This window comes from Streptomyces fulvorobeus, from assembly GCF_013167895.1.
GTDB lineage: Bacteria > Actinomycetota > Actinomycetes > Streptomycetales > Streptomycetaceae > Streptomyces > Streptomyces fulvorobeus.
Genome location: NZ_BLWC01000001.1, coordinates 3,216,800 through 3,242,229 on the forward strand (window position 1 = coordinate 3,216,800; position 25,430 = coordinate 3,242,229).

General features: G+C 70.6%; 18 protein-coding genes and 3 pseudogenes. 10 read left to right on the plus strand and 11 right to left on the minus strand.

From position 1 onward, the window contains the following. Positions 1–50: 50 nt before the first annotated feature. The 3 genes and pseudogenes from Sfulv_RS14550 to Sfulv_RS14560 all read right to left on the minus strand — a co-directional run bounded on the left by Sfulv_RS14550 (position 51) and on the right by Sfulv_RS14560 (position 3,398). Complete coding sequence (locus Sfulv_RS14550) at positions 51–845, minus strand: hypothetical protein (RefSeq protein ID WP_173314095.1); 795 nt, start codon at positions 843–845, stop codon at positions 51–53. A 188-nt stretch (positions 846–1,033) separates the two neighbouring features. Beyond that, positions 1,034–2,102 (minus strand): annotated as a pseudogene (locus tag Sfulv_RS14555) (metallophosphoesterase). Between the two features lie 174 nt (positions 2,103–2,276). Further along, positions 2,277–3,398 carry a LacI family DNA-binding transcriptional regulator gene (locus Sfulv_RS14560; protein WP_173314096.1) on the minus strand — a complete coding sequence of 374 codons (1,122 nt, stop codon included), beginning with the start codon at positions 3,396–3,398 and terminating at the stop codon, positions 2,277–2,279. A 404-nt stretch (positions 3,399–3,802) separates the two neighbouring features. On the opposite strand from Sfulv_RS14560, the gene hisC reads away from it, so the two are divergent. The 3 genes from hisC to cydB all read left to right on the plus strand — a co-directional run bounded on the left by hisC (position 3,803) and on the right by cydB (position 7,712). Beyond that, positions 3,803–4,879, plus strand: coding sequence for a histidinol-phosphate transaminase (gene hisC / locus Sfulv_RS14565; RefSeq protein ID WP_173314097.1), 1,077 nt, complete (start codon positions 3,803–3,805; stop codon positions 4,877–4,879). A 298-nt stretch (positions 4,880–5,177) separates the two neighbouring features. Further along, complete coding sequence (locus tag Sfulv_RS14570) at positions 5,178–6,689, plus strand: cytochrome ubiquinol oxidase subunit I (RefSeq protein ID WP_173317859.1); 1,512 nt, start codon at positions 5,178–5,180, stop codon at positions 6,687–6,689. Positions 6,690–6,707: 18 nt separating this feature from the next. Then, the gene (cydB, locus tag Sfulv_RS14575) at positions 6,708–7,712 is read left to right on the plus strand and encodes a cytochrome d ubiquinol oxidase subunit II (protein WP_173314098.1); all 1,005 of its coding nucleotides are present in this window, start codon (positions 6,708–6,710) and stop codon (positions 7,710–7,712) included. Positions 7,713–7,747: 35 nt separating this feature from the next. Here cydB and Sfulv_RS31470 read toward each other — a convergent pair whose 3' ends face one another. After that, complete coding sequence (locus Sfulv_RS31470; protein ID WP_371874667.1) at positions 7,748–7,870, minus strand: hypothetical protein; 123 nt, start codon at positions 7,868–7,870, stop codon at positions 7,748–7,750. Here Sfulv_RS31470 and cydD point away from each other — a divergent pair. After that, a pseudogene (gene cydD, locus Sfulv_RS31475) lies at positions 7,857–11,263 on the plus strand (thiol reductant ABC exporter subunit CydD); the annotation flags it as partial. The gene Sfulv_RS31470 and the pseudogene cydD sit on opposite strands and share 14 nt — an antisense overlap. Before the next feature lie 78 nt (positions 11,264–11,341). Next, positions 11,342–13,048: a sensor histidine kinase gene (locus tag Sfulv_RS14585; protein ID WP_173314100.1), complete on the plus strand. Its 1,707-nt coding sequence runs from the start codon at positions 11,342–11,344 to the stop codon at positions 13,046–13,048. Positions 13,049–13,112: 64 nt separating this feature from the next. Here Sfulv_RS14585 and Sfulv_RS14590 read toward each other — a convergent pair whose 3' ends face one another. Both Sfulv_RS14590 and Sfulv_RS14595 read right to left on the minus strand, forming a co-directional pair. Further along, on the minus strand, positions 13,113–13,958 hold the full coding sequence (locus Sfulv_RS14590; RefSeq protein ID WP_173314102.1) for an HAD hydrolase family protein: 846 nt from the start codon (positions 13,956–13,958) through the stop codon (positions 13,113–13,115). A gap of 147 nt (positions 13,959–14,105) precedes the next feature. Continuing rightward, positions 14,106–15,002, minus strand: coding sequence for an LLM class flavin-dependent oxidoreductase (locus Sfulv_RS14595; protein WP_173314104.1), 897 nt, complete (start codon positions 15,000–15,002; stop codon positions 14,106–14,108). Positions 15,003–15,199: 197 nt separating this feature from the next. Here Sfulv_RS14595 and Sfulv_RS14600 point away from each other — a divergent pair, with 197 nt between their 5' ends. Further along, a complete protein-coding gene (locus tag Sfulv_RS14600) occupies positions 15,200–15,490 on the plus strand; it encodes a hypothetical protein (RefSeq protein WP_173314106.1) in 291 nt (96 codons plus the stop codon). Positions 15,491–15,515: 25 nt separating this feature from the next. On the opposite strand, the gene Sfulv_RS14605 is transcribed toward Sfulv_RS14600, so the two are convergent. The 3 genes and pseudogenes from Sfulv_RS14605 to Sfulv_RS14615 form a co-directional block, all read right to left on the minus strand. After that, positions 15,516–16,058 (minus strand): RNA 2'-phosphotransferase, encoded by a 543-nt coding sequence (locus Sfulv_RS14605; RefSeq protein ID WP_173314108.1) that lies wholly within the window; start codon positions 16,056–16,058, stop codon positions 15,516–15,518. A gap of 148 nt (positions 16,059–16,206) precedes the next feature. Further along, positions 16,207–17,127 (minus strand): MerR family transcriptional regulator, encoded by a 921-nt coding sequence (locus Sfulv_RS14610; protein WP_256669259.1) that lies wholly within the window; start codon positions 17,125–17,127, stop codon positions 16,207–16,209. Between the two features lie 95 nt (positions 17,128–17,222). Then, positions 17,223–18,994, minus strand: a pseudogene (locus Sfulv_RS14615) (SDR family oxidoreductase). A 405-nt stretch (positions 18,995–19,399) separates the two neighbouring features. On the opposite strand from Sfulv_RS14615, the gene Sfulv_RS14620 reads away from it, so the two are divergent. The 4 genes from Sfulv_RS14620 to Sfulv_RS14635 are packed head-to-tail and all read left to right on the plus strand — an operon-like array spanning position 19,400 to position 22,981. Continuing rightward, entirely contained in the window at positions 19,400–20,416 is a 1,017-nt protein-coding gene (locus tag Sfulv_RS14620) for an ABC transporter ATP-binding protein (protein WP_256669262.1), read from the plus strand. A gap of 43 nt (positions 20,417–20,459) precedes the next feature. Continuing rightward, on the plus strand, positions 20,460–21,323 hold the full coding sequence (locus Sfulv_RS14625; RefSeq protein ID WP_173317864.1) for an ABC transporter permease: 864 nt from the start codon (positions 20,460–20,462) through the stop codon (positions 21,321–21,323). Next, entirely contained in the window at positions 21,320–22,231 is a 912-nt protein-coding gene (locus Sfulv_RS14630) for an ABC transporter ATP-binding protein (RefSeq protein WP_173314109.1), read from the plus strand. Before Sfulv_RS14625 ends, Sfulv_RS14630 begins: the two co-directional genes overlap by 4 nt. Before the next feature lie 30 nt (positions 22,232–22,261). Then, a complete protein-coding gene (locus tag Sfulv_RS14635; RefSeq protein WP_173314111.1) occupies positions 22,262–22,981 on the plus strand; it encodes an ABC transporter permease subunit in 720 nt (239 codons plus the stop codon). Positions 22,982–23,179: 198 nt separating this feature from the next. Here the strand turns inward: Sfulv_RS14635 and Sfulv_RS14640 are convergent, their stop codons facing one another. Both Sfulv_RS14640 and serS read right to left on the minus strand, forming a co-directional pair. Beyond that, the gene (locus Sfulv_RS14640) at positions 23,180–23,995 is read right to left on the minus strand and encodes an HAD family hydrolase (RefSeq protein ID WP_173314113.1); all 816 of its coding nucleotides are present in this window, start codon (positions 23,993–23,995) and stop codon (positions 23,180–23,182) included. Beyond that, the gene (gene serS / locus Sfulv_RS14645; RefSeq protein WP_173314115.1) at positions 23,992–25,269 is read right to left on the minus strand and encodes a serine--tRNA ligase; all 1,278 of its coding nucleotides are present in this window, start codon (positions 25,267–25,269) and stop codon (positions 23,992–23,994) included. The genes Sfulv_RS14640 and serS overlap by 4 nt, the downstream gene beginning before the upstream one ends. Between the last annotated feature and the right edge of the window lie 161 nt (positions 25,270–25,430).

Sequence of the window (25,430 nt, forward strand, 5' to 3'; positions counted from 1 at the left end):
GGGTGGCCCCGGCGCCGTGGTCGGTCCATCCGTGGTCGGTCCATCCGCGGTCAGTCCGGCTGGTGTTCGGGTCCGCCGAAGTCAGGACTGGAGAAGTCCGGGCTGGTGAAGGTCGGACGCGGGCCGGCCGACGGCCCCTCGGACGGGCCGGAGAACTCGGGCCGGCTGTAGCCGATCTTCGGCATGCGGTTCGGGGAGCCGTGCGGCGTCCGGGAGGCGGGGCCCGCCGCCGGGTCGGCGAGGGCGTCCCGCAGGAACGGCAGGATGCCGCGCTCCAGGAGGGCATGGCGCCACGCCTCCCTGGCCCGTGCGACTTCCTCCGGAAGCTCCTCGTCCGGTCCGTCGGCGGGCAGCGAGGTGGAGCCGTTGCGCAGGGCTGCCAGGAGGAGCCCGACAGCGGCGACCAGGGTGGCCGCCGCGGCGAGCGCGGCGAAGAACCAGCCCGCGGTGACCATCGTGGCGGCGATCGGCAGGTCCGGTCCGAGCGCCTGGATCAGGTAGCCGACGAGCAGGAAGATCACGGCGGCGCTGCCGGCCAGGACCGGTGCCAGCACGGTGACCACGGCGCCTGCCCCGGCGCCCGTCCCCCGCCTCTCGTCCGGCGCCGGATCACCGGCCGGACCGCGCTGTTCCTCGCGGGCCTTCACGTACTGCTCGTACTCGGTGCCGGCCGCCGCGCTGATCAGAGCCGTGGCGTACAGTGCCATGGTGCGCAGCTGTTCCGCGTTGAGCCGGTCGCCGACACCGTCCAGGGCCGGGTGGTCACGAGCGTGACGTAGCGCGTCGTCGAGAATCCGCTCGTACTCGGGGCGGTCCTCGGCCAGCAGGTGCGGAGCGTCTGTCATGTGCGTCCCCCGATGCTCCGTAGGGCCTGACCGGCCGCGTGAACCGGCCAGCCGGGCGGAAACGGAGGAGAGCCTGCTACTGATACGCCGATGGTAGAGCGCCCACCGCGCGGGGTGACAGAGGGTTGCCGTAAATAGGCCCGGTGATCGGCGTGCTCACGTCGTGTCGGTGTTCTCCCCGTCGTGCTTCATTCACGCAGCGGGAGTTGGACCACCAGTAGCTTTCCGGCCATGGTCACTCCGCCGTCCATGGCGATGGCGAGTCCGTCCGCGTACACGTGCGGGCCGACCACGACAGGGCGTGCGCTGTCCTCGCCGTTCTCCGAACCGACCTCGCCGAGCAGATACGGAATGGGGCTGTGACCATGCACGACGCGCTCGCCGCCGTACGCCGCCATCAGTTCGCGCACCGCTCCCGCGCCCCCCTCGTCGCGGAAGGCGAACCGCTTGGTGAGCTTGCGGAAGACGTCCCAGCACTCGTCGGCGTCGTTACGCGTGAGAATGGCGTGCACCGTGTCGTTGACGTCCTCGATGGTGGAGCCGTAGTCGAGGTACGCCGTCGTGTCGGAGTGCATCAGCAGATGCCCGTCCTCCTCGACCACCGCGTCGAGCCGGGACATCCACTGGAGGTGGACGTCCTGGAGCCGGTCCATGTCGGACTTCTGGCCGCCGTTGAGCAGCCAGGCCGCCTGGAAGGTCGCGGTGCCCGCGCCGGAGTTCACCGGGGTGTCGCCGAACCGCTTGGCGCCGATGAGCAGCAGTTCGTGATTGCCCATCAGGGCCTTGCAGTACCCGCCGGCCGCGGCGGCCTCGGCGGAGAGCCGCATCACCAGGTCGATGACGCCGATGCCGTCCGGGCCCCGGTCCGTGAAGTCGCCGAGGAACCAGAGCCGGGCGTTGCCCGCCGCCCAGGCGCCTTGGGCGTCGATGAGCCCCTGTTCGGCGAGGGCGGCCAGGAGTTCGTCCAGATAGCCGTGGACGTCACCGACCACGTAGAGGGGGCCCCGCCCCGCCCCGGCGGCCGGCCGCTGCCCGGGGAGGGGCGCGCCCCGGGGCTCTCCTCGCGCCTGATCACCGGCAGATCGCGCTCGGTGGGCGTGTAGCCCTCCGGCGGTCCGTCGTCCATGGCCACACTGCCGGGATGTGGCGGGTACGGGGCATGGGCGTCTGCGCATACGTCTGCGCATACGGAGGTACGCGGAAGTCACGCAACGTCGCCGTCCGCACCACGGGTTCCTGACCGGCCCCCTGAGTCATCGACCCCTCCACCACCGTTGCGCCGCCGTACACCTGACGGGCCTTGCCTGGTAGAGGTGGTCCGCGGTGTCGTGCGCCCATCATAGGAATGCGGATCGTGCTGTGTGACGCACCAGGGGTGGTGAATCCGCGCGCACGTACGGTTCACCGGCTGATTGGTCCGGATTGTGATGATCAATCCCCGGCCGGAGATCGTGGGGCGCTGACCGTGGTGCGCGGTGGGCGGCGCTGTGACGACGTCCGGACGATGAGCTCGGTCGGTATCACCTGTTCGAGGGGGCCGTCGTGTTCGACGCCCTCGATGGCGTCGATGAGGAGCTGGACGACCGCTGTGCCGATTCTGCGCGGCTTCAGGGACAGCGTGGTGATGGGCGGTTCGGTGCTCGCGTACACGGTGGACTCGCTGCAGCAGACCAGCAGCAGGTCCTCCGGGACGCGCAGCCCGTACCTGCGGGCCGCCGCCAGCAGATCCGTCCCGTTGGGGTCGAAGAGCCCGTACACGGCGTCCGGGCGGTCGGGGCGGGCCAGCAGACGGTCGGCCGCCACGGCGCCCGCGCACGGGTCGTGCGCCGGATAGGACTCGTACACCGGGTCCTGGCCCACGCGCTCGCACCAGTGGAGGTAGGCGGTGGTGGAGAGCCGTGTGTAGGTGTCGGTGGTGGTGCCGGTCAGCAGTCCGATGCGGCGGGCTCCGGCGGCGGCGAGGTGGTCGAGAAGGTCGAGGACGGCGGCCCGGTGGTCGTTGTCGACCCAGGCGGTGACCGGGAGGGACCCGGCCGGGCGGCCGTCCGAGACGACCGGTACGCCCTGGCGTACGAGTTCGGTGACGACCGGGTCCTGGTCGGAGGGGTCGATGACGACGGTGCCGTCCAGCGCGACGTTCGACCAGACGTCGACGGTGCTGTGGCGGGAGGTGGCGGGGAGGATGACGAGGGCGTAACCGCGGGCGAGCGCCGCCGACGTGGCGGCTCTGGCCATTTCGGCGAAGTACGCGAATTCGGTGAAGGTGAAAGGTTCATCCCCGTACGTGGTCACGGTCAGGCCGATCAGCCCCGACTTGCCCGTACGGAGGGTTCGGGCCGCCGCGGACGGGCGATAGCCCAGCCGCTCGGCGACCTCGCGGACATGGCGGCGGGTGGCTTCCGGGAGCCTGCCCTTGCCGTTGAGCGCGTCGGAGACGGTCGTGATGGAGACGCCGGCCGCGGCGGCTACATCCCGGATACCCGCCCGTCCTTGCCGGCCGTTACGCCGGGGCGTCTCTGTCCGGCTCACCTGGTGCTTCCCTGCTGCTGTCATGGCGAGCCGATAGTAGGGCTCTGACGGGTAGTTGGCCCGGTCGCATATGCACCCGCCGAGAGGCACGTTTCTGCATGATCATTTAATGTTAACTGCCTTGGAAAGCAAGGCAGTTGGCTGTTGTCGCGCAAGTGTGTCATGCACCGAAGTCGATGGGCCTGCTGAATGAACGATGTCTCGAAGAGGTCTCAACTCACCTCTTCGAGGGATGCGCGCCACGGCGCGAGCTACCGGCGCGCGGCGGTACGTCCAACACTCCCCCTCGTCGGCGCCGACGCGGGCGGGAGCATTCCGTGTGGTTCCCGGCACAGGGGGCGAATCCCGGCTCGGGCCATTCGCAGCGCGGCCGAATCCTCATAAGGTGAGCAGTATTGATGTGCACGGATGGTCGAGGAGGACCTGCGGTGAGCGATACGAGCCCCAAGCTGCGCGCCGAGCTGGCCGGTGTGCCCGCCTATGTGCCGGGGAAGCCGGCGGCGGCCGGCGGACCGGTCGCCTTCAAGCTCTCCTCCAACGAGAACCCGTTTCCGCCGCTGCCCGGTGTGATGGAGAGCGCGCTCGCCGCCGCCGCGCACTTCAACCGCTATCCGGACATGGCCTGCACCGCTCTGATGAACGAGCTGGCAGACCGGTTCGGCGTGCCTGTCTCGCACCTGGCCACCGGAACGGGCTCGGTCGGCGTGGCGCAGCAGCTCCTTCAGGCCACGTCGGGTCCGGGGGACGAGGTCATCTACGCCTGGCGCTCCTTCGAGGCGTACCCGATCATCACGCAGGTCAGCGGCGCGACCTCGGTGAAGGTGCCGCTGACGGACGGCGATGTGCACGATCTGGACGCGATGGCGGACGCGGTCACCGACCGGACGCGCCTGATCTTCGTCTGCAATCCGAACAACCCGACGGGCACGGTGGTCCGCAGGGCCGAACTCGAACGGTTCCTGGACCGGGTGCCCGGCGATGTGCTGGTGGTGCTCGACGAGGCGTACAAGGAGTTCATCCGGGACGCCGAGGTGCCGGACGGCATCGAGATCTACCGGGACCGGCCCAATGTCGCGGTGCTGAGGACCTTCTCCAAGGCGTACGGTCTGGCCGGTCTGCGGGTCGGGTTCGCGGTGGCCCACGAGCCGGTCGCGGCGGCGCTGCGCAAGACGGCCGTCCCCTTCGGCGTCAGCCAGCTCGCCCAGGACGCGGCCGTCGCCTCGCTCCGCGCGGAGGACGAGCTGATGGGCCGGGTCGGCACACTGGTCTGTGAGCGCACCCGGGTGTACGAGGAGCTGGTGCGCCAGGGCTGGACCGTTCCGGAGTCCCAGGCCAACTTCGTCTGGCTGCGGCTCGGGGACCGTACCGTCGACTTCGCGGCGGCGTGCGCGCGGGCCGGGGTGGTCGTCCGGCCGTTCGCGGGTGAGGGCGTGCGGGTCACGATCGGGGAGCCCGAGGCCAATGACGTGTTCCTCAAGGTGACGGAGTCGTACCGCAAGGAGTGAGCAGCGGCCGGCGCGCGGACCCTTCCGCCGTGGCCGTTACGCGCTGGGTGCTGCCGGTGGCCCCGGACCTCGAACGATGAGGTCCGGGGCCACCGTCGTGTGCGGGACGGACGGCCTACGGCACGGGCTGCGGGCCGCACGCGGCTGGAAACGACCCCCGATCGAACGCTCCGAAAGTGTGTGCGCCATAATTGCTTGTGAATGTGAACGCGTTCACAAGCTCGCCTCGTTTCTCCCGTGATCGACGGGATTGGGGACCCGGTGTGCGGTGGACTCGGCCCGTAAGGAGAACGACGACGTGGACCTGGCTCTGGCGCCGGAAACCCTGGCGCGTTGGCAGTTCGGCATAACGACCGTCTACCACTTCCTGTTCGTCCCTCTCACGATCTCCCTCGCCGCGCTCACCGCCGGCCTGCAGACCGCGTGGGTGCGGACGAGCAACGAGAAGTACCTCAGAGCCACGAAGTTCTGGGGGAAGCTCTTCCTGATCAACATCGCCATGGGTGTCGTCACCGGCATCGTCCAGGAGTTCCAGTTCGGCATGAACTGGTCGGACTACTCACGTTTCGTCGGTGACGTCTTCGGGGCCCCGCTGGCCTTCGAGGCGCTGATCGCGTTCTTCTTCGAGTCCACCTTCATCGGGCTGTGGATCTTCGGCTGGGACAAGCTGCCGAAGAGGATCCACCTCGCCTGCATATGGATGGTCTCCCTCGGCACCATCCTCTCGGCGTACTTCATCCTGGCGGCCAACTCCTGGATGCAGCACCCGGTCGGCTACCGGATCAACGAGGAGCGCGGCCGCGCCGAGCTCACCGACTTCTGGAGCGTGCTCACACAGAACACCGCGCTCACCCAGTTCTTCCACACCATCACGGCCGCCTTCCTCGTCGGCGGAGCCTTCATGGTCGGCATCGCCGCCTTCCACCTGGTCCGCAGGAGGCACATCCCCGTCATGCGGACGTCCCTGCGGCTCGGGCTCGTCACCGTGGTGATCGCCGGAATGATGACCGCCGTCAGCGGCGACACCCTCGGCAAGGTGATGTTCGAGCAGCAGCCGATGAAGATGGCCGCCGCCGAGGCGCTGTGGGACGGGCAGAACGGCGCGCCCTTCTCGGTCTTCGCGTACGGGGACGTCAGCGAGGGGCACAACACCGTGGAGATCTCGATCCCCGGGGTGCTGTCCTTCCTCGCCGACTACGACGTCGACTCGTACGTCCCCGGCATCAACGACCTCAACAAGGCCGCACAGGAGAAGTACGGCCCCGGCGACTACCGGCCCAACATCCCGGTCGCCTTCTGGAGCTTCCGCTGGATGATCGGCTTCGGCATGGCGTCGTTCGGTCTCGGCCTGCTCGGACTGTGGCTCACGCGCCGGCGCTTCCTGCTGCCACCGGCGATGCGGACCGGCGAGGACGAGGTGCCGCATCTGGTCCTGTTCAGGAACAAGGCGCTGAGCCCGAAGCTCACCAGGCTCTACTGGCTCGTCGCCCTGTGGACCCTGCTCTTCCCGCTGATCGCCAGCTCCTGGGGCTGGATCTTCACCGAGATGGGGCGTCAGCCCTGGGTCGTCTACGGCGTGCTCCAGACCCGCGACGCCGTCTCCCCCGGCACCTCGCAGGGCGAGGTGATCGCCTCGATGACCGTCTTCACCCTGCTCTACGCGGTGCTCGCCGTGATCGAGGTGAGGCTGCTCGTGAAGTACATCAAGGCAGGGCCGCCGGAGCTCAGCGAGGCCGACCTCAACCCGCCCACCACGATCGGCGGACACGACGACCAGGACGCCGACCGCCCCATGGCGTTCTCCTACTGAGCGCGGAGGAGCTGAGAGATGGAACTCCACAACGTCTGGTTCGTACTCATCGCCGTCCTCTGGACCGGCTACTTCTTCCTGGAGGGGTTCGACTTCGGTATCGGTGTCCTCACCAAGGTGCTGGCCCGTGACCGCAAGGAGCGCCGGGTGCTGATCAACACGATCGGTCCCGTCTGGGACGGCAACGAGGTCTGGCTCCTCACCGCGGGCGGTGCGACCTTCGCCGCCTTCCCCGAGTGGTACGCCACGCTCTTCTCCGGCTTCTACCTGCCGCTGCTGGTCATTCTGCTCTGCCTGATCGTGCGCGGGGTCGCCTTCGAATACCGCTCGAAGCGACCGGAGGAGAAGTGGCAGACCAACTGGGAGCACGCGATCTTCTGGACCTCGCTGATCCCGGCCGTGCTCTGGGGCGTGGCCTTCGGCAACATCGTGCGCGGGGTGAAGATCGATGCCGACATGGAGTACGTCGGCACCCTCGGGGACCTGCTCAACCCGTACGCCCTCCTCGGGGGCCTGGTCACGCTCTGCCTCTTCACCTTCCACGGAACGGTGTTCGCCGGGCTCAAGACGGTCGGGGACATCCGGGAACGGGCCCGCGGTCTGGCGCTCACGCTCGGACCGGCCACCGCCGTGCTCACGCTGGTCTTCCTGACCTGGACCCAGATCGACAACGGGGACAGCTGGAGTCTGCTGGCCATGATCGTCGCGGCCGGGGCACTGGCCGCCGCCGTCGTCGCCGTCGCGGCCGGACGTGAGGGCTGGTCGTTCGCGTTCTCCGGCCTGACCATCGTGGCCGCCGTCGCCATGCTGTTCCTGACGCTGTTCCCGAACGTCATGCCGTCCTCGCTGGACGACGCCTGGAGCCTCACGGTCACCAACGCCTCGTCCACGCCGTACACCCTGACGATCATGACCTGGTGCGCCGGTATCGCCACTCCCGTCGTCCTGCTCTACCAGAGCTGGACCTACTGGGTGTTCCGCAAGCGCATCGGTACCCAGCACATCGCCGATGCGCACCACTGACCGCACCCGCCGCAGCGCACTCTCCGGGAGATGTTTCACGTGAAACCGATCGACCCGCGTCTGCTCCGGTACGCCCGGGCCACCCGGCTCTTCCTGGCTGCCGTGGTGGCGCTCGGGCTCGTCGGGGCGGCGCTGGTGGTCGCCCAGGCGATGCTCATCGCCGAAGTGGTGGTCGGCGGATTCGAGGAGGGCCTGTCCCTTCCCGGGCTCCGCACCCCTCTCCTGCTGCTCGCCGCGGTCGCGGTGGGCCGGGCCCTGGTGGCCTGGCTCACCGAGCTGGCCGCGTACCGGGCCGGTGCGGCGGTCAAGTCGGAGCTGCGCGGCAGGCTCATGGAGCGCGCCGCGCAGCTCGGGCCCGACTGGCTGAGCGGCCGGCGCACCGGCTCCCTGGTGGCGCTCGCCACCCGGGGTGTCGACGCGCTCGACGACTACTTCGCGCGCTACCTGCCGCAGCTGGGACTCGCGGTGGTGGTGCCCGTCGCGGTCCTGGCGAGGATCGTCACGGAGGACTGGGTCTCCGCCGCGATCATCGTGGTCACGCTCCCGCTCATTCCGCTCTTCATGATCCTGATCGGCTGGGCCACGCAGTCCCGGATGGACCGGCAGTGGCACCTGCTGTCGCGGCTCTCGGGGCACTTCCTCGACGTGGTCGCCGGACTTCCGACCCTGAAGGTCTTCGGACGCGCCAAGGCGCAGGCGGAATCGATCCGCACCATCACCTCGCAGTACCGGCAGGCCACCGTACGGACCCTACGGATCGCCTTCCTCTCCTCCTTCGCCCTGGAACTCCTGGCCACCCTCTCGGTGGCGCTGGTCGCCGTGACCATCGGGATGCGGCTCGTCCACGGCGAACTGGACCTCTACACCGGCCTGGTGATCCTCATCCTGGCGCCGGAGGCGTACCTGCCCATCCGGCAGGTGGGGGCGCAGTACCACGCGGCAGCCGAGGGGCTCTCAGCCGCGGAGGAGATCTTCGCGGTCCTGGAGACCGAGCCCAGGGCGGCCGGTACTCAGGCGGTCCCTCCGGCACCGAGGCTGGAGCTCGACGGGGTGACCGTCCGCCACCCGGGCCGGAGCGAACCGTCCCTGAGTGACGTCTCCCTGGTGGTGGAGCCCGGCGAGACCGTCGCTCTGGTGGGGCCCAGCGGTGTCGGCAAGTCCACGCTCCTGAACGTGGTGCTGGGCTTCTCCGCGCCCGACCGGGGAGCGTGCGGGTCGGCGGGGCCGATCTGGCCGACCTGTCCCCCGAGCGCTGGCGCGAACGGATCGCCTGGGTGCCGCAGCGTCCGCACCTCTTCGCGGGGACGGTCGCCGAGAACGTACGGCTGGCCCGCCCGGACGCCGACGACGAAGCCGTGTCGGCGGCGCTGCGGGACGCGGGCGCGTCCGGCTTCGTCGCGGACCTCCCCGAGGGCGAGCGGACACCGCTCGGTGAGGACGGCGCGGGGCTCTCGGCCGGGCAGCGCCAGCGGCTCGCCCTGGCCCGCGCGTTCCTCGCGGACCGTCCCCTGCTCCTGCTCGACGAGCCGACCGCGAGCCTGGACGGCGAGACGGAGGCGGGGATCGTGGATGCGGTACGCAGACTGGCGGCGGGCCGGACCGTACTCCTCGTCGTGCACCGCCCGGCCCTGCTCTCGGTTGCCGACCGTGTGGTGACGCTGAGGCCGCCGGAGGCCGGAAACCGCGCGGACGCCGCTCCGGACGCGGAAGACGGGCGCCCGGTGGAAGCGCTCGCCCAAGGCCCCTCCCTCGTGGCCCCCGGCGAGCCGGACGGGGCGGGGGAGGCAGCGGACCTCAGGGACACCGCCCCGGGGCAGGGGCACGTCCTGGCCCGGGTACGGGAGGCCGCCGGGGCGCAGCGCGGGAAACTGGGCTTGGCCCTGCTGCTGGGCAGCCTCGCCGTCGGCTCGGCCGTCGGGCTGATGGCCGTCTCGGGATGGCTGATATCCCGGGCCTCCGAACAGCCGCCGGTGCTCTACCTCATGATGGCCGTCACCGCGACCCGCGCCTTCGGTATCGGACGCGCCGTCTTCCGGTACGCCGAGCGGCTCGTCTCGCACGACGCGGTGCTCAGGATGCTCGCGGAACTGCGGGTCGCCGTGTACCGGAGGCTGGAGCGCGTCGCCCCGGCCGGTCTGCGGACGACGCGCCGCGGTGACCTGCTGTCGCGCCTCGTGGCCGATGTGGACGCGTTGCAGGACTACTGGCTGCGCTGGCTGCTGCCCGTGGGCACCGCGGTCGTCGTCGGCTGCGCGGCGGTCGGCTTCACCGGCCTGCTTCTCCCGGAGGCGGGTGCCGTACTCGCCGCCGGCCTCCTGGTCGCGGGGGTGGGCGTGCCGCTGGTGAGCGGGGCGTGCGCCCGCCACGTGGAACGCCGACTGGCCCCCGCGCGTGCCGAACTGGCCACCCGGGTCACCGACCTGCTCACCGGGACGGCCGAACTGACCGTCGCCGGGGCGTTGCCTGCCCGCAGCCGCCAGGTGCGCGAAGCGGATGGCACCCTCACCCGGATCGCCTCACGCTCCGCGACCGCGACCGCGCTCGGCGGCGGTCTCTCCGCGCTGGTCTGCGGGCTCACGGTGGTCGGAGCCGCACTCGTCGCCCTCCCCGCGGTACACGACGGACGGCTGGCGGGGGTGACGCTCGCGGTGGTGGTGCTGACCCCGCTGGCGGCGTTCGAGGCGGTGACCGGGCTGCCGCTCGCCGTGCAGTACCGCCGACGCGTGAAGCGGAGCGCCGAGCGCGTGTACGAGGTGCTGGACGCCCCGGTGCCGGTGCGGGAGCCCGCCACCCCCGCCGCCGCTCCCGGTTCGCCGTTCCCGCTGGACCTGCGAGGGCTGTCCGCCCGGTACGCGGGAGCGTCGAGGAACGCCCTGGAGTCCGTCGATCTGACACTCGTCGCCGGTCGGCGTGTCGCCGTGGTCGGGCCCTCGGGCTCGGGCAAGTCGACGCTCGCCCAGGTCCTGCTCCGCTTCCTGGACGCGCGGGCCGGCACGTACCGGATCGGCGGTGTCGACGCGTGCGAACTGGACGGCGACACCGTCCGCACGTTCGTGGGGCTGTGCGCCCAGGACGCCCATGTCTTCGACAGCTCCATCCGGGAGAACCTGCGCCTGGCCCGCACCGGGGCGACCGACGGTGAACTGCGGGACGCGCTCGCACGGGCCCGGCTGCTCGACTGGGCCGACTCGCTGCCCACCGGGCTCGACACCCTGGTGGGCGAACACGGCGCCCGGCTCTCCGGCGGCCAGCGGCAGCGGCTCGCGCTGGCCCGCGCGCTCCTCGCCGACTTCCCCGTACTCGTCCTGGACGAGCCCGCGGAGCACCTCGATCTGGCGACGGCCGACGCGCTCACCGCGGACCTGCTGACGGCGACCCGGGGCCGTACGACCGTCCTGATCACGCATCGGCTGGAAGGACTGGACACGGTCGACGAGGTGGTGGTGCTCGACGCGGGCCGCGTGGTGCAACGCGGTGCGTACGCCGACCTGGCGGGCGTGGACGGTCCCCTGCGGCGGATGCTGGAGCGGGAACGGCGGAGCGTGCCGGCCTGAAGGGAACGCCCGGACGGGCCCGGTAGCGCTCCAGCCCGACTTTCCCCAGTAAATGGGAGTAATTAGGCTCGGTGCATGGCAGAGCCGGACCCGAAGGACCCGATCGAAGCCGCGACCCGGGCCACGCGCAGCCTTAAGGGACTCTCCTCGGAACTCACCGCCCGCGTCCCACAGCTGCTTGAGGCCATGCGCTCGGCCGGCACGGGCCTGGAACCGCACTCCACCCTCGACCGCATCTGCGAGACGGCGGCCGAGCTCGCCGGGGCCCGCTACGCCGCGATCGGTGTCGTCGACGACACCGGCGAGGGACTGTCCGACTTCGTCACCCACGGCGTACCGGAGGACGTGATCCGGGAGATCGGACACCGGCCCGACGCCCACAGAGCGCTCCTCGGCGCTCTCCTCCACGATCCGGTACCGCTCCGGCTGGCCGACCTGACCGCTGATCCGCGGTCCGCCGGATTTCCGGCCGGCCATCCGCGGACGCGTACGTTCCTCGGGGTGCCGATCCGCGTCCAGGGCGAGGTCTTCGGCAATCTGTACCTGGCGGAGAAGCACGGCGGGAGCGAGTTCACCGACTACGACCTGCACATGGTGCGCGTGCTGGCCACCGAGGCCGGTATCGCCATCGGCAACGCCCGGCTGTACGAGGCGGCGCGCCGGCGCGAGCGGTGGATCGACGGGTCGGTCGCCGTCACCACCGCGCTCCTGTCCGGTGGTGACGCCGACGACGCGCTGTCGGTCGTCGCGGAACAGGCCCGTCGCCTCGCCGGGTCCGCGGCGGGGATCGTGCTGCTCCCTACGGCGGACGGTGGGCTGGAGGCCGTCGCGGTGTCCGCCGAGAACCCGTCCGATTCGCTGGGCGTGATCATTCCGCCGGAGAGCCCCGTCGTGGCGACGCTCCTCGACGGGCAGGCCGTCTTCATGGACGACTCGGCCTCGGACGGCCGCATGGTCACCAGGCTGGCCGGCCAGTTCGGCCCGTGCATGCTGCTGCCCCTGCACAGCGGCGGCCGGGTGCTCGGCGCACTGGCCACCCCGCGCAGCCGGGGCGCGCGCCCGTTCACGGAGGCGGAGCGGACCCTCGCCACCCAGTTCGCCTCGCAGGCCGCACTCGCGCTGATGATGGCCGAGGCGCAGCGCGACCGCGAACGGCTCGCGGTGTACGAGGACCGGGACCGGATCGCCCGTGACCTCCACGACCTCGTCATCCAACGGCTCTTCGCCACCGGGATGCTGTTGGAGAGCGCCCAGCGGGGATCGGTGGTGCCCGAGGTGCGGAACGGGGTCGGACGCGCCGTCAACGAGCTGGACGTGACGATCCAGGAGATCCGGACGGCCGTCTTCGCGTTGCAGCAGGAACCCGCCGAGGCACCTTCGGGGCTGCGCACACGTGTCCTGCGGGAGATCAACATGGCGGCGGTGCCGCTGGGCTTCACACCGTCGCACCACTTCGTCGGACCGGTCGACTCGCTCGTGGGTGAACTGGCCGGGAAGAACCTCATCGCGGCGCTGCGCGAGGCGTTGTCCAACGCGTTCCGGCACGCCGGTGCCTCGCTGATCGACGTGGTCGTCGACGCGACCGTCACCCTTCCTGACGGGCGCGACGGGGTACGCCTCTCGGTCGCCGACGACGGTGTGGGCATCCCGGAGGGCGGCCGCCGCAGTGGTCTGCGCAACCTGGCCCGCCGGGCGGAGTCGCTGGGCGGTGCGAGCCGGTTCGGTCCCGGGATCGGTGAGGACGGGGGCGGTGCGACGGTGGTGTGGGAGGCGCCGCTCTGAGGGCCGCGCCCCGGAGCCGGCGCGGCGGCCGGGCCTGCGGGGCGGTGGCAGGCGGTGGGCCGGGTCAGCCGGCGGCGAGAATCCGTTCGACGACCACGGCCACGCCGTCCTCGTTGTTGGTGACGGTCACGCCGGAAGCGGCGGCCACGGCATCGGGGTGGGCGTTGCCCATCGCGTACGAGGCACCTGCCCAGCCGAGCATCTCCACGTCGTTGGGCATGTCGCCGAAGGCGACCACCTCGGCGGGATCGATGCCCCGTTCCGCACAGCACAGCGCGAGGGTGCTGGCCTTGGAGACTCCCGGCCCACTGACCTCGAGGAGCGCTGTGGGGCTCGACCGGGTGAAGGAGGCGAGGTCACCCGCGGTGGACCGGGCCAGGGCGAGGAACTCGTCCGGGGCCAGCTCGGCGTGGTGGGCCAGCAGCTTCAGCACCGGGGCGCCGGAGCCGGAGGAGTCGGCCTGGAGCAGCTTCTCGGCGACGGCGACCGTGGCGCCCGGGTCCAGGTGGAACGGCGGATAAGCCGGTTCGTAGTGGATGCCGGTGGTGAACTCGACCGCGAACGAGGTGCCCGGGGCGACCTCGCGGAGCGCGCGGATCGCCGCGAGGGCGGCTTCCCGTTCCAGCGGCCTGACCAGGAGCGGCCTGCCGTCGTCGCGCAGGTCGACCACTGCGGCGCCGTTCGCGCAGATCGCCATGCCGTGGCCCTGGACGTGGTCGCTGACGACGCCCATCCACCGGGCGGGACGTCCGGTGACGAAGAAGACCTCGATCCCGGCCTCCTCGGCCGCCGCGAGGGCCGCGACCGTGCGGTCCGACAGGGTCTTGTCGTCGCGCAGCAGGGTGCCGTCGAGGTCGGTGGCGATCAGCCGGGTCACGGCGGGCAGCGGCGCATCGGTAACTGAGGTCACAGGGAGCATTCTCCCGTATGGGAGTGCACGGGCGTGCGCAGGGGCGCACATCTGAGAGTCCATCGCTCTGAACAGCAGAACATGCCGGAGGCAGGTGCCCAAGGACGGCATGTACCCAAGGACCAGGGAGGGCGGGAAGGGGAGGGGTCAGCCGAGCTGGGCCAGTCCCTCGGTGGCGATCCGCTCGAAAACCTTCTCGTCGGCGGCGAAGACCGATTCGGGCACCGGCCAGTGGAGCACGATCTCGGTGAATCCCAGCGCGAAGTGTGTTCCCGCGAAGTCGACGAACGCGTCGAAGGAGTCGAGCGGCCGGTCCGGGGTGAACCCGGTGAGAAGGATCTTGTCCAGCCCGGCGGTGTCCCGGCCGACCGCGGCGCCCGCCGCGGCCAGAGCGTCGAGTTGTCGTCGCAGGGCGGCCACGGACTGCACGGGCGTCCCCGTCCCGAACAGTTTCGGATCGCCGGTGGTCACCCATCCCTGGCCGTACCGCGCGGCGAGCTTCTGCCCGCGCGGGCCGGTGGCGGCGACCGCGAAGGGGAGGCGGGGGCGCTGAACGCAGCCGGGGATGTTCCGGGCCTCGTTGGCCGCGTAGAACTCGCCCTCGTACGTGACCGAGGGCTCACGCAGCAGCTGGTCGAGGAGGGGTACGAACTCGTCGAGGTGGTCGGCACGCTCGCGCGGGGTCCATGGTGGCTCGCCGGTCCGGCGCAGTGTCGTCGCGTCGAAGCCGTTGCCTCCGGCGCCGATGCCCAGGGTGATGCGTCCGCCGGAGACGTCGTCGAGCGTGATGAGGTCCTTGGCGAGGGTGACCGGGTGCCGGAAGTTGGGTGACGTGATGAGGGTGCCCAGGCGCATCCGCTCGGTGGCGGCGGCCGCGGCGGTCAGCGTCGGGATCGCGCCGAACCAGGGTCCGTCGCGGAATATCCGCCAGGCCAGATGGTCGTAGGTGTAGGCGGCGTGGAAGCCGAGGTCCTCGGCCCGCTGCCAGACCTTCCGGCCTTCGTTCCAGCGGTGGATGGGCAGGATCAGGGTGCTGACGTGCATGCGGGTGACGATACGGCCGGGCCGTGCGGACGCCCGGCAGGGCGCGGCGCGGCGTGGTCCGGGGAGTGGGGCGGCGGGACGGGCCGTGGGGGTTGCCGCCTCGAATCCGCGGAGTGACGCTGGATGTGGACGCGGCCGGTTCCCTTCCCGCGCGTGGACGCACGGCACCGGGCGCGTCACCGGAAGGATGAGACGCCATGAGGATGCTGCTGACCGCTCGGATGAACACCGAGCACACGAACCGTGCCCTCGCCGACGGATCGCTGCCGAAGCTGATCGCGGACATCGTGGAGGATCTCAAGCCCGAGGCGGCCTACTTCACGCCGATGGAAGGTGACCGCACCTGCATGTTCGTCTTCGACATGGCCGAGTCAGCCCAGCTGCCCCCGATCTCCGAGCCGTTCTTCCTCGCCGGGGCCAGGGTCAGCGTCACGCCCGTCATGAACCTCGACGATCTCCGCACGGGCCTGGGGAACCTGAAGCGGTAGCCCGGCACCGGGCCGGAACACCCGGTCATCCGCGCAGGCGCAGGAACGTCGGCGGTACGGCGTCGGTCAGCCAGACTCCGTTGGCGCTGACGTGAAAGACGTGGCCCGCCCGGTGCATCGCCCCCGCGTCGACCGAGAGGACGACGGGACGGCCGCGGCGGGCGCCCACGCGGGTCGCGGTCTCGCGGTCGGCCGAGAGGTGGACGTGGTGCCGGTCCATGGAGCGCAGTCCTTCGGCCCGGATCGCCTCCAGGGCCGGCGCCACGGTGCCGTGGTAGAGGTACGCCGGCGGCTCAGCGGCAGGCAGTCCCAGCTCTACGGCGACGGTATGGCCCTGCTGTGCCCGGATGCGGTCACCGTCCACGACGAAGCGCCGCTTGTCGTTGGTCGCGACCACGTGGTCCAGTTCGGCGCGGGTCAGGGCGCGTCCATGGTCGTCAGCCGCTCGAAGGAGCTCGTCGATCCGGACCCAGCCCTGGGCATCGAGCGTGATTCCGATGCGTTCCGGCTGGTGCCTGAGATGGCGCGAAAGAAACTTGGACACCGTGACGGTGCGTTCCTCATCCATTCGGACAGGATGCTTGTAGTACGACTACTGTGCAGCCGGATTTCTCCGAGTGAGGCGGGCGCTCGGGTTTGATCCACAGCCAACTGTGGTTATCCACAGGGAATTTGGGAGTTCTGTGGATAAGGACCTTACTAAACGCCCCAGTTGCTCAACTTAAGTCCTCTATAGGGGATATGTTGGCGAGTGCGTCCAGTGTCCTTGCCTGCAGCTCTCGTTGGGTGGCAGCGGCGACGAAGGCTTCCACCCGGTCCGCGCCAACCAGCTGCTGGACGGCGCGCACTGTGTCCACCGGGAGCAGTACCGGCCGTGAGGTGTCGCTGTCGGTGAGCGGCTCCTCGGGTACCAGGTGGTGGCGCAGGTGCCGGGTGGCGAACACGCGCATGGCGCGGGCCAGTTCGGCGTCCACCGTCTGCTGGGCGAGGGGCCGGAGCCGCCGTACCATCGAGGCCGCTTCCGCCGCGTCCGCGTCCGTCGGCGGGCGGTGGCCGAGATAGCGGGCGAAGACGTGCTCGGTGGTGAACTCCAGGAAGCGCGAGGCGATGTGCTCGACCTGGCCGCGAAGTTCCCGCAGGTGGGCGGAGATCGCCGGGAGGGGGACCCCGGACGCGTACAACTCCGCCGCGACCGCCAGCTCTTGCGGGCTGGGGACCAGGAACTCGTCCTCCGTGCCCGGGACCCGTTCGAGCACGCCGAGAGCGACCGCCTCCTCGACGGCGGCTTCGTCGGGGGACATACCGAACCGCAGGTCGAGCTCGGCGCGGGTGATCCGGCCGGCCTCCTCGTCGGTCCAGGGGCCGTGCACCTCGGCGACCATACCGAGCACACCACCCAGACCGCGGCCCGCGTCCCATGCCTCCAGCAACTCCTTGATGCTGGCCAGGGTGTAGCCGCGGTCCAGTAGGCCGGCGATCTGCCGCAGCCGGGCCAGGTGCGTGTGCCGGTAGACGTTGGCCCGGCCGCGCCGCTCAGGCGTGGGCAGCAGCCCGCGGTCCTGATAGGCGCGGATGGTGCGGACCGTGGCACCACTGGCGTGGGCCAGGTCCTCGATCCGGTACTCGGCGTCCCGCACGCTTTCCGCGGCCGCCGGACCGCCGGCGCCCCCGCTGACTCCGTCACCCTCGCCACCGCCTCCCCCGCCGGCCACAGCACCGGCCACAGCGCCGGTCACAGCGGTGGCTTCAGACGCGCGATGCCGCGCAGCACCTTGGGGCTCACCCGGGACAGCAGCCGGGCGACCCTGGCCTCCGGAGTGACGGGGACGACGGCCCGATTGCGCACCACGGCCTTGAGGATCGCGTCGGCGACCTTCTCCGGAGGGTAGTTCCGGAGTCCGTAGAGCCTGCCGGCCCGGTTCCGCAGGCGTCTCTCCTCCGCCGCGTCCGCGCCGGCGAACCGGGCGGTCGCCGTGATGCCGGTGTTGACGATGCCGGGACAGATCGCGCTCACCCCGATGGACTTCTCGGCCAGCTCGGCCCGCAGGCACTCGCTGAGCATCAGCACCGCCGCCTTGGTCGCGCTGTACGCAGGCAGCGCCCGTGAGGGCTGGAAGGCGGCCGCGGAGGCCAGGTTGACGATATGGCCGCCCTGGCCACGCTCGGCCATCTGCTTGCCGAAGATCCGGCAGCCGTGGATGACCCCCACAGATTGACGTCGAGGACGTTCTTCCAGTCCTCGCTCGTCGTCTCCAGGAAGGAGCCGGACAGACCTGTCCCGGCGTTGTTGACCAGCACGTCGACGACGCCGTACTCCCGGGCGACCTTCTCGGCGAGCTTCTCCATCACCTGCTCGTCGCCGACATCGGCCGTCTCGCCCCACGCGGCGGGAGAGCCGATCAGCAGCGCCCTCTCCGCCGTCCTGGCCGCCCCCTCACCGTCGCGGTCCACCGCGACCACCCGGGCACCCGCCTCGGCGAACGCGAAGGCCGTCGCCCGGCCGATGCCCCCGGCCGCGCCCGTCACCAGGACCAGCTGCCCGGCGAACCGTTCGGCGTGGGCCCCGGTCGCCGCAGGGCCCAGGAGCGGCGGCCCGTCCCGCCGTGCCGTCTCGTTCGACGCGACGAACTCGCTGATCCAGGCGGACAGCTGGTCGGGCCTGGTACGGGGCACCCAGTGCTTGGCCGGCAGCGACCGGCGTACCAGCTGCGGCACCCACGACTCCAGTCGGTCGTGGAGGGACGCGGAGAGGAAGAAGTCCTCGGTCGGGGTGATCAGCTGGACCGGGACGTGCGCGTACGCGTCGGTGCGGGGCTCGCGCAGCCGGGGGCGGACGTTGTCGCGGTAGAGCCAGGCCCCGTGCGCGGCGTCCCGGGGCAGCGACGCTGTCGGGTAACCGTCCTCGGGCATCTTCTCCATGCGCCGGAGAATCCGCGGCCACCGCGTGCCGAGTGGTCCCCGCCAGGCGAGCTCCGGCAGGACCGGCGTGTGCAGCAGGTACACGTACCAGGACTTGGCGCCCTGCCCGATCAGCTGGCCCACCCCGCGCGGCGTGGGCCGGCTCATGCGCTGCTTGATCCAGTGGCCGAAGTGGTCGAGTGAAGGGCCGGACATGGAGGTGAAGGAGGCGATCCGCCCCTCCGTCCGCCTGACCGTGGCGAACTCCCACGCCTGCACCGAACCCCAGTCGTGCCCCACGACGTGCACCGGCCGGTCGGGGCTCACCGCGTCCGCGACGGCCAGGAAGTCGCCCGTGAGCTTCTCCAGTGTGAAACCGCCCCGCAGGGGCGAGGGCGCCGTCGACCTGCCGTGGCCGCGCACGTCGTACAGCACCACGTGCCACTCCTCGGCCAGCCGGGACGCGACCTGGGACCAGACCTCCTTGCTGTCCGGGTAACCGTGCACCAGCACGACCGTCGGCCGGGAGGCGTCGCCCAACTCGGCGACGCACAGCTCGACTCCACCCGTGCGGACCCAGCGCTCGCGCGCTTCACGCAGCTTCACGCCGCCACCTTCTCCTCTGCCGGACGCCGCATGAGCGGCAGGTCGTCGTCGAGCCGGAACGCGCCTGGTCCGGGGTCCCGTGAGTCGCTCGCCGGCCCGCTGGGTGACCGCGTACCGCATCCGATGAGACGCGGCGGCCGACGCCGCTCGCGGACCCCGTGCGCCGGCCCCCCGGCCCCCGGCTACGTGCCCGAACCTGACACCGATGAATGTGACAATGTCCGGCGGCTACGTCAAGAGAGCGCCGAGACCTGTGGACAACTCCGGGACCGACCCGGCCCGGACGTCCGGGGGTCCTTCCTCGTGGGTCCCCCTACGGGTCCGTACGCCTGGAGACTGACGCGGATACAGCCGCCAGGTCTGACGACCGCTGTGGCCGAGGCCACTACGTTCGTATACGTGACTGTGATCGTTACCGAAAGCCTGAGCAAGCGGTTCCCCCGGGTGACCGCTCTTGACCGGCTCACCCTGGACATCGGACCCGGTGTAACCGGCCTGGTGGGTTCCAACGGGGCCGGCAAGTCCACACTGATCAAGATCCTGCTGGGTCTGTCCCCCGCCACCGAAGGCCGGGCCGCGGTGCTCGGGCTCGACGTCGCCACCAGTGGCGCCGCCATCCGGGAGCGCGTCGGATACATGCCCGAGCACGACTGCCTGCCACCCGACGTCTCGGCCACCGAGTTCGTCGTGCACATGGCCCGGATGTCGGGGCTGCCGCCCACGGCGGCGCGCGAGCGCACCGCCGACACGTTGCGCCATGTCGGCCTGTACGAGGAGCGCTACCGGCCCATCGGCGGCTACTCGACCGGCATGAAACAGCGCGTGAAGCTGGCGCAGGCACTCGTCCACGACCCGCAGCTGGTCCTTCTCGACGAGCCGACCAACGGCCTGGACCCGGTCGGCCGGGACGAGATGCTCAGCCTCATCCGCCGTATCCACACCGACTTCGGCATCTCCGTGCTCGTCACCTCGCACCTCCTGGGCGAGCTGGAGCGCACCTGCGACCACGTGGTCGTCGTCGACGGCGGCAGCCTGCTGCGGTCGAGCTCCACCAGTGACTTCACCCAGACGACCACGACCCTCGCGGTCGAGGTCACCGACAGCGACACCCACCCCGACGGCACCGCCGCCCTGCGCAAGGTCCTCACCGAGGCCGGCGTCCCGCTGATCGGCCTCGACGGCCTGGACGTGGAGGGGCTGCCGGGAGCGGGTCACATCCTCCTGGTCGAAGCGGCCGGTGAGGAGACGTACGACATCGTCCGTGACAGCGTCGCCGGGCTCGGCCTCGGCCTCGTGCGGATGGAACAGCGGCGCCACCACATCGCCGAGGTCTTCCGTACCGAGGAGACGACGCCGGACACGGTCCGCGCGGCACACACCGCGTCCGCGGGTGCCGCGGCGCAGAAGGGGAACGGTTCGTGATGAGCACCGGGACCGGGGCCATGGCGGGGCCGAAAGCTCCCGCATCCACAACATCGGATACCGCTCCTACGACGGTCCGCGCCTGGGACGCGCCTACGCGCGCCGCTCGCTCTTCTCGCAGTCCCTGCGGGGCTCCTTCGGGCTCGGCCGCTCCGCCAAGTCCAAGGTGCTCCCGATGCTGCTGTGCGGGGTGATGTGCCTCGTCGCGCTGATCCTCGTGGCGGTCGCCATCGCCACCCCGGGGATGACGAAACTGCCCGTCGAGTACACCGCTTTCGCGATCTACCTCCAGGCGGTGATCGGGCTGTTCATCGCCGCACAGGCACCGCAGTCGGTCTCCCGGGACCTGCGGTTCAAGAGCATCCCCCTGTACTTCTCCCGGCCGATCGAACGCGGCGACTACGTGGTCGCCAAGTTCGCCGCCATGGCCTCCGCGCTCTTCATCCTCACCGCCACACCTCTCGTCATCCTGTACGCGGGCTCACTCCTCGCGAAGTTCGATCTCGGCGCACAGACCAGGGAATTCGGGCAGGGGCTGGTGTCGGTGGCGTTGCTGTCCGTCCTGTTCGCCGGTCTCGGCCTGGTGATGGCCGCCCTCACCCCGCGCCGCGGTTTCGGTGTCGCCGCGGTGATCGCGGTACTGACCATCTCGTACGGGGCGGTCTCCACGCTCCAGGCCATCGCCTGGGAGACGGGGTCCAGCGGCGCGGTGCCGTGGCTGGGGCTCTTCTCGCCGATCACGCTGATCGACGGTGTCCAGACCGCGTTCCTCGGCGCCACCTCGTCCTTCCCCGGAGGGGAAGGACCGGGAGCCGGTGCCGGAGTGGCGTATCTGATCGTTGTTCTCGCGCTCGTCGCCGGCTCGTACGCCGTGCTGATGCGCCGCTACCGGAAGGTCGGGCTGTGACCACCATCGAGATCGACCACACCTCGCGCTGGTTCGGCAACGTGGTCGCCGTCAACGACGTCAGCATGACGGTCGGCCCGGGTGTCACCGGGCTGCTCGGCCCCAACGGCGCCGGGAAGTCGACTCTCATCAACATGATGGCCGGGTTCCTCGCCCCGTCGACGGGGAAGGTCACGCTCGACGGCAAGGCGATCTGGCGCAACGAGGCGGTCTACAAGGAGATCGGCATCGTGCCCGAGCGGGAGGGGATGTACGACTTCCTGACCGGCCGCGAGTTCGTCGTCGCCAACGCCGAGTTGCACGGCCTCGGCGACGAGGTCGCGCGCAAGGCCCTGGCCACCGTCGAGATGGAGCACGCGCAGGACCGCAAGATCTCGACGTACAGCAAGGGCATGCGCCAGCGCGTGAAGATGGCGTCCGCGCTGGTCCACGAGCCGTCCGTGCTGCTGCTCGACGAGCCGTTCAACGGGATGGACCCCCGCCAGCGCATGCAGCTGATGGAGCTGCTGCGGCGGATGGGGGCGGAGGGCCGTACGGTCCTGTTCTCCTCGCACATCCTCGAAGAGGTCGAGCAGCTGGCCTCGCACATCGAGGTGATCGTGGCCGGCCGGCACGCCGCGTCCGGTGACTTCCGGCGCATCCGACGGCTGATGACGGACCGCCCGCACCGCTATCTCGTGCGGTCGAGCGACGACCGCGCACTCGCCGCCGCGCTCATCGCCGACCCGTCCACCGCCGGTATCGAGGTCGACGTGAGCGAACGGGCCCTGCGCGTCCAGGCCGTCGACTTCGGGCGCTTCACCGCGCTCCTGCCCCGGGTGGCACGCGAGCACGGCATCCGGCTGCTGACCGTATCGCCGTCCGACGAGTCCCTCGAATCGGTCTTTTCCTATCTCGTAGCGGCCTGAGTAGTGGCCTGAAAGGAGCTGTGAAGCGTCATGTACGACCCCACAGTCGCCCGGCTCACCTACCGGGCCCTGCTCGGCCGGCGCCGGGCCGCCATCCTCTTCGTCCTGCCCGTGCTGCTGGTCGTCATCGCCGTGGCGGTACGGGCGTTCGCCGGGACCGATGACCAGGTCGCGTCGGACGTCCTGGGCGGCTTCGCCCTCGCCACGATGGTCCCGCTGATCGGAGTCATCGCGGGGACGGGGGCGATCGGTCCCGAGATCGACGACGGCTCGATCGTCTACCTCCTGGCCAAGCCGGTGAAGCGTCCGACGATCATCGTCACGAAACTGACCGTGGCCATCGCCGTGACGATGGTCTTCTCGGCCCTGCCGACCCTGGTCGCGGGCCTGATCCTCAACGGCAACGGCCAGCAGATCGCCGTGGCCTACACGATCGCGGCGCTGGTGGCCTCGATCGCGTACAGCGCGCTGTTCCTGCTGCTCGGTACGGTCAGCCGCCACGCGGTCGTCTTCGGCCTGGTCTACGCGCTCGTGTGGGAGGCGCTCTTCGGCAGCCTGGTGCCCGGCGCCCGGACGCTGAGTGTGCAGCAGTGGTCCCTCGCGGTCGCCGAGAAGGTGGGCGCGGAGGGCGCGATCGTCTCCGACGTCGGGCTGCCACTGGCGACGGTGCTGCTGGCCGGCATCACGGTGGCCGCCACCTGGTACGCGGGCCAGAAGCTGCGGGCGCTGAAGCTCGCCGGCGAGGAGTGAGCTGACCGCCTGGAACAGAACAACCCCCGTCCCGAGGACGGGGGTTGTTCTGTTCCTATGGACGGACAGTGGTACCCGTATCTGTACGGTTATCGGCCTCGCGGCACAGGAGGAGAACAGAGCGCGTTCGATCCCCGCATCCTCCGCCGCCGACCCCGCAACGGACGTTTCGCGGGACGCCGCCCGGCCCCCCGTGCCTCAGGAGCGCCCTGTCCTCAGGAGCTCCTCCAGCACCACGGCGATCCCGTCGTGCTCGTTCGACGCGGTGATCTCGTGAGCCACGGCCTTCAGGTCCTCGTGCGCGTTGGCCATCGCCACCCCGTGCCGCGCCCACCCGAACATCGGGATGTCGTTGGGCATGTCACCGAAGGCCAGCGTGTCCGCCGCCTTCATACCCAGCCGGCGGGCGGCCAGGGAGAGCCCGGTCGCCTTGCTCAGCCCCAGCGGCAGGATCTCCACCACACCGGGACCCGCCATGACGACGTCCACCAGACTGCCGACCGCCTCCCGGGCGGCCTTCGCCAGCGCGTCGTCGCCGAGCTCCGGATGCTGGATGTAGACCTTGTTCAGCGGCGCCGTCCACATCTCGGCGGCGTCGTCCACGAACACGGCGGGCAGCGGCCCGTCCTGCACCCGGTAACCCGGCCCGACCAGCACCTCGCCCTCAAGGCCGTCACGGCTGGCGGCGAGCGCCAGCGGACCGGTCTCCGCCTCGATCTTGGCGAGCGCCAGACCGGCGAGCTGACGGTCCAGGGTGAGCGACGTCAGCAGCTTGTGCTCGCCCGCGTGGTAGACCTGCGCGCCCTGACCGCAGACGGCGAGGCCGTCGTAGCCCAGGTCGTCCAGGATGTGCCGGGTCCACGGGACCCCGCGTCCGGTGACGATGATGTGCGCCGCGCCGGCCGAGGTGGCCGCGGCCAGCGCCTCGCGCGTGCGCGCGGAGACCGTGCCGTCGTCACGCAGCAGCGTGCCGTCGAGGTCGGTCGCGATGAGCTTGTACGGGAAGGTCGTCACTTGGGGACCGGCTCCAGCACTTCGCGTCCACCGAGGTAGGGACGCAGCATCTCGGGCACCCGTACCGACCCGTCGGCCAGCTGGTGGTTCTCCAGGATCGCCACGATCGTGCGCGGTACGGCGCAGAGCGTGCCGTTCAGGGTGGCCAGCGGCTGGACCTTCTTGCCCTCGCGCATCCGGACGGAGAGGCGGCGCGCCTGGAAGCCGTCGCAGTTGGACGCCGAGGTCAGCTCGCGGTACTTGCCCTGCGTGGGAATCCACGCCTCGCAGTCGAACTTGCGGGAAGCCGAAGCGCCCAGGTCACCCGAGGCCACGTCGATCACCTGGAAGGGCAGCTCCAGCGAGGTGAGCCACTGCTTCTCCCAGTCGAGGAGCCTGCGGTGCTCGGCCTCGGCGTCCGCCGGATCGACGTACGAGAACATCTCCACCTTGTCGAACTGGTGGACGCGGAAGATGCCGCGGGTGTCCTTGCCGTACGTGCCGGCCTCGCGGCGGAAGCAGGGCGAGAAGCCCGCGTACCGCAGCGGCAGCTTGTCGGCCTCGACGATCTCGTCCATGTGGTACGCGGCGAGAGGGACCTCGGACGTGCCGACCAGGTAGAAGTCGTCCTTCTCCAGGTGGTAGACGTCCGCGGAAGCCTGGCCGAGGAAGCCGGTGCCTTCCATGGCGCGCGGGCGGACCAGGGCGGGCGTCAGCATCGGGATGAAGCCGGCCTCGGTGGCCTGCGCGATCGCGGCGTTGACCAGCGCGAGTTCGAGCAGTGCGCCGATCCCGGTCAGGTAGTAGAAGCGCGATCCCGACACCTTGGCGCCGCGCTCCATGTCGATGGCGCCGAGCGCCTCGCCGAGCTCCAGGTGGTCCTTCGGCGCGAATCCCTCGGCTCCGAAGTCGCGGATGGTGCCGTGCGTCTCCAGGACGACGAAGTCCTCCTCACCGCCTACGGGCACGTCCTCGTGGACGATGTTGCCGAGCTGGAGGAGCAGCCGCTTGGCCTCGGCGTCGGCCTCGTCCTGAGCCGCGTCGGCCGCCTTGACCTCGGTCTTCAGCTGATCGGCCTTTTTCAGCAGTTCGGCGCGCTCCTCCGGGGTCGCCTTGGGGATCAGCTTGCCGAGCGACTTCTGCTCGGAGCGGAGTTCGTCGAAGCGGATGCCGGACGACCTGCGCAGCTCGTCGGCGGAGAGCAGGGCGTCGACGAGCGCGACGTCCTCTCCACGGGCGCGCTGGGAGGCGCGAACACGGTCGGGGTCCTCACGGAGCAGGCGAAGGTCAATCACCCCCCAAGGCTACCGGTGTGGGGTTCCTCCGCTCGAACCGATATCGATGAGCGTGTCACTTTGCCCGGATTGCCGGGTTTGGTAATGCTGGAAGGGAATCGGAGGACCGGAAGAGCCGGGCCGGCCGATAAATGAGCCCATTCCCCCGAAAAGGGTTCACC

Bases quoted from the DNA above. Each gene is read 5' to 3' on its own strand.
- Sfulv_RS14550 (WP_173314095.1), bottom strand. From the start codon at position 845: ATGACAGACGCTCCGCACCTGCTGGCCGAGGACCGCCCCGAGTACGAG.
- Sfulv_RS14560 (WP_173314096.1), bottom strand. From the start codon at position 3,398: ATGACAGCAGCAGGGAAGCACCAGGTGAGCCGGACAGAGACGCCCCGG.
- cydB (WP_173314098.1), top strand. From the start codon at position 6,708: ATGGAACTCCACAACGTCTGGTTCGTACTCATCGCCGTCCTCTGGACC.
- Sfulv_RS31470 (WP_371874667.1), bottom strand. From the start codon at position 7,870: ATGAGCATCGCCTGGGCGACCACCAGCGCCGCCCCGACGAGCCCGAGC.
- Sfulv_RS14585 (WP_173314100.1), top strand. From the start codon at position 11,342: ATGGCAGAGCCGGACCCGAAGGACCCGATCGAAGCCGCGACCCGGGCC.
- Sfulv_RS14595 (WP_173314104.1), bottom strand. From the start codon at position 15,002: ATGCACGTCAGCACCCTGATCCTGCCCATCCACCGCTGGAACGAAGGC.
- Sfulv_RS14600 (WP_173314106.1), top strand. From the start codon at position 15,200: ATGAGGATGCTGCTGACCGCTCGGATGAACACCGAGCACACGAACCGT.
- Sfulv_RS14605 (WP_173314108.1), bottom strand. From the start codon at position 16,058: ATGGATGAGGAACGCACCGTCACGGTGTCCAAGTTTCTTTCGCGCCAT.
- Sfulv_RS14635 (WP_173314111.1), top strand. From the start codon at position 22,262: ATGTACGACCCCACAGTCGCCCGGCTCACCTACCGGGCCCTGCTCGGC.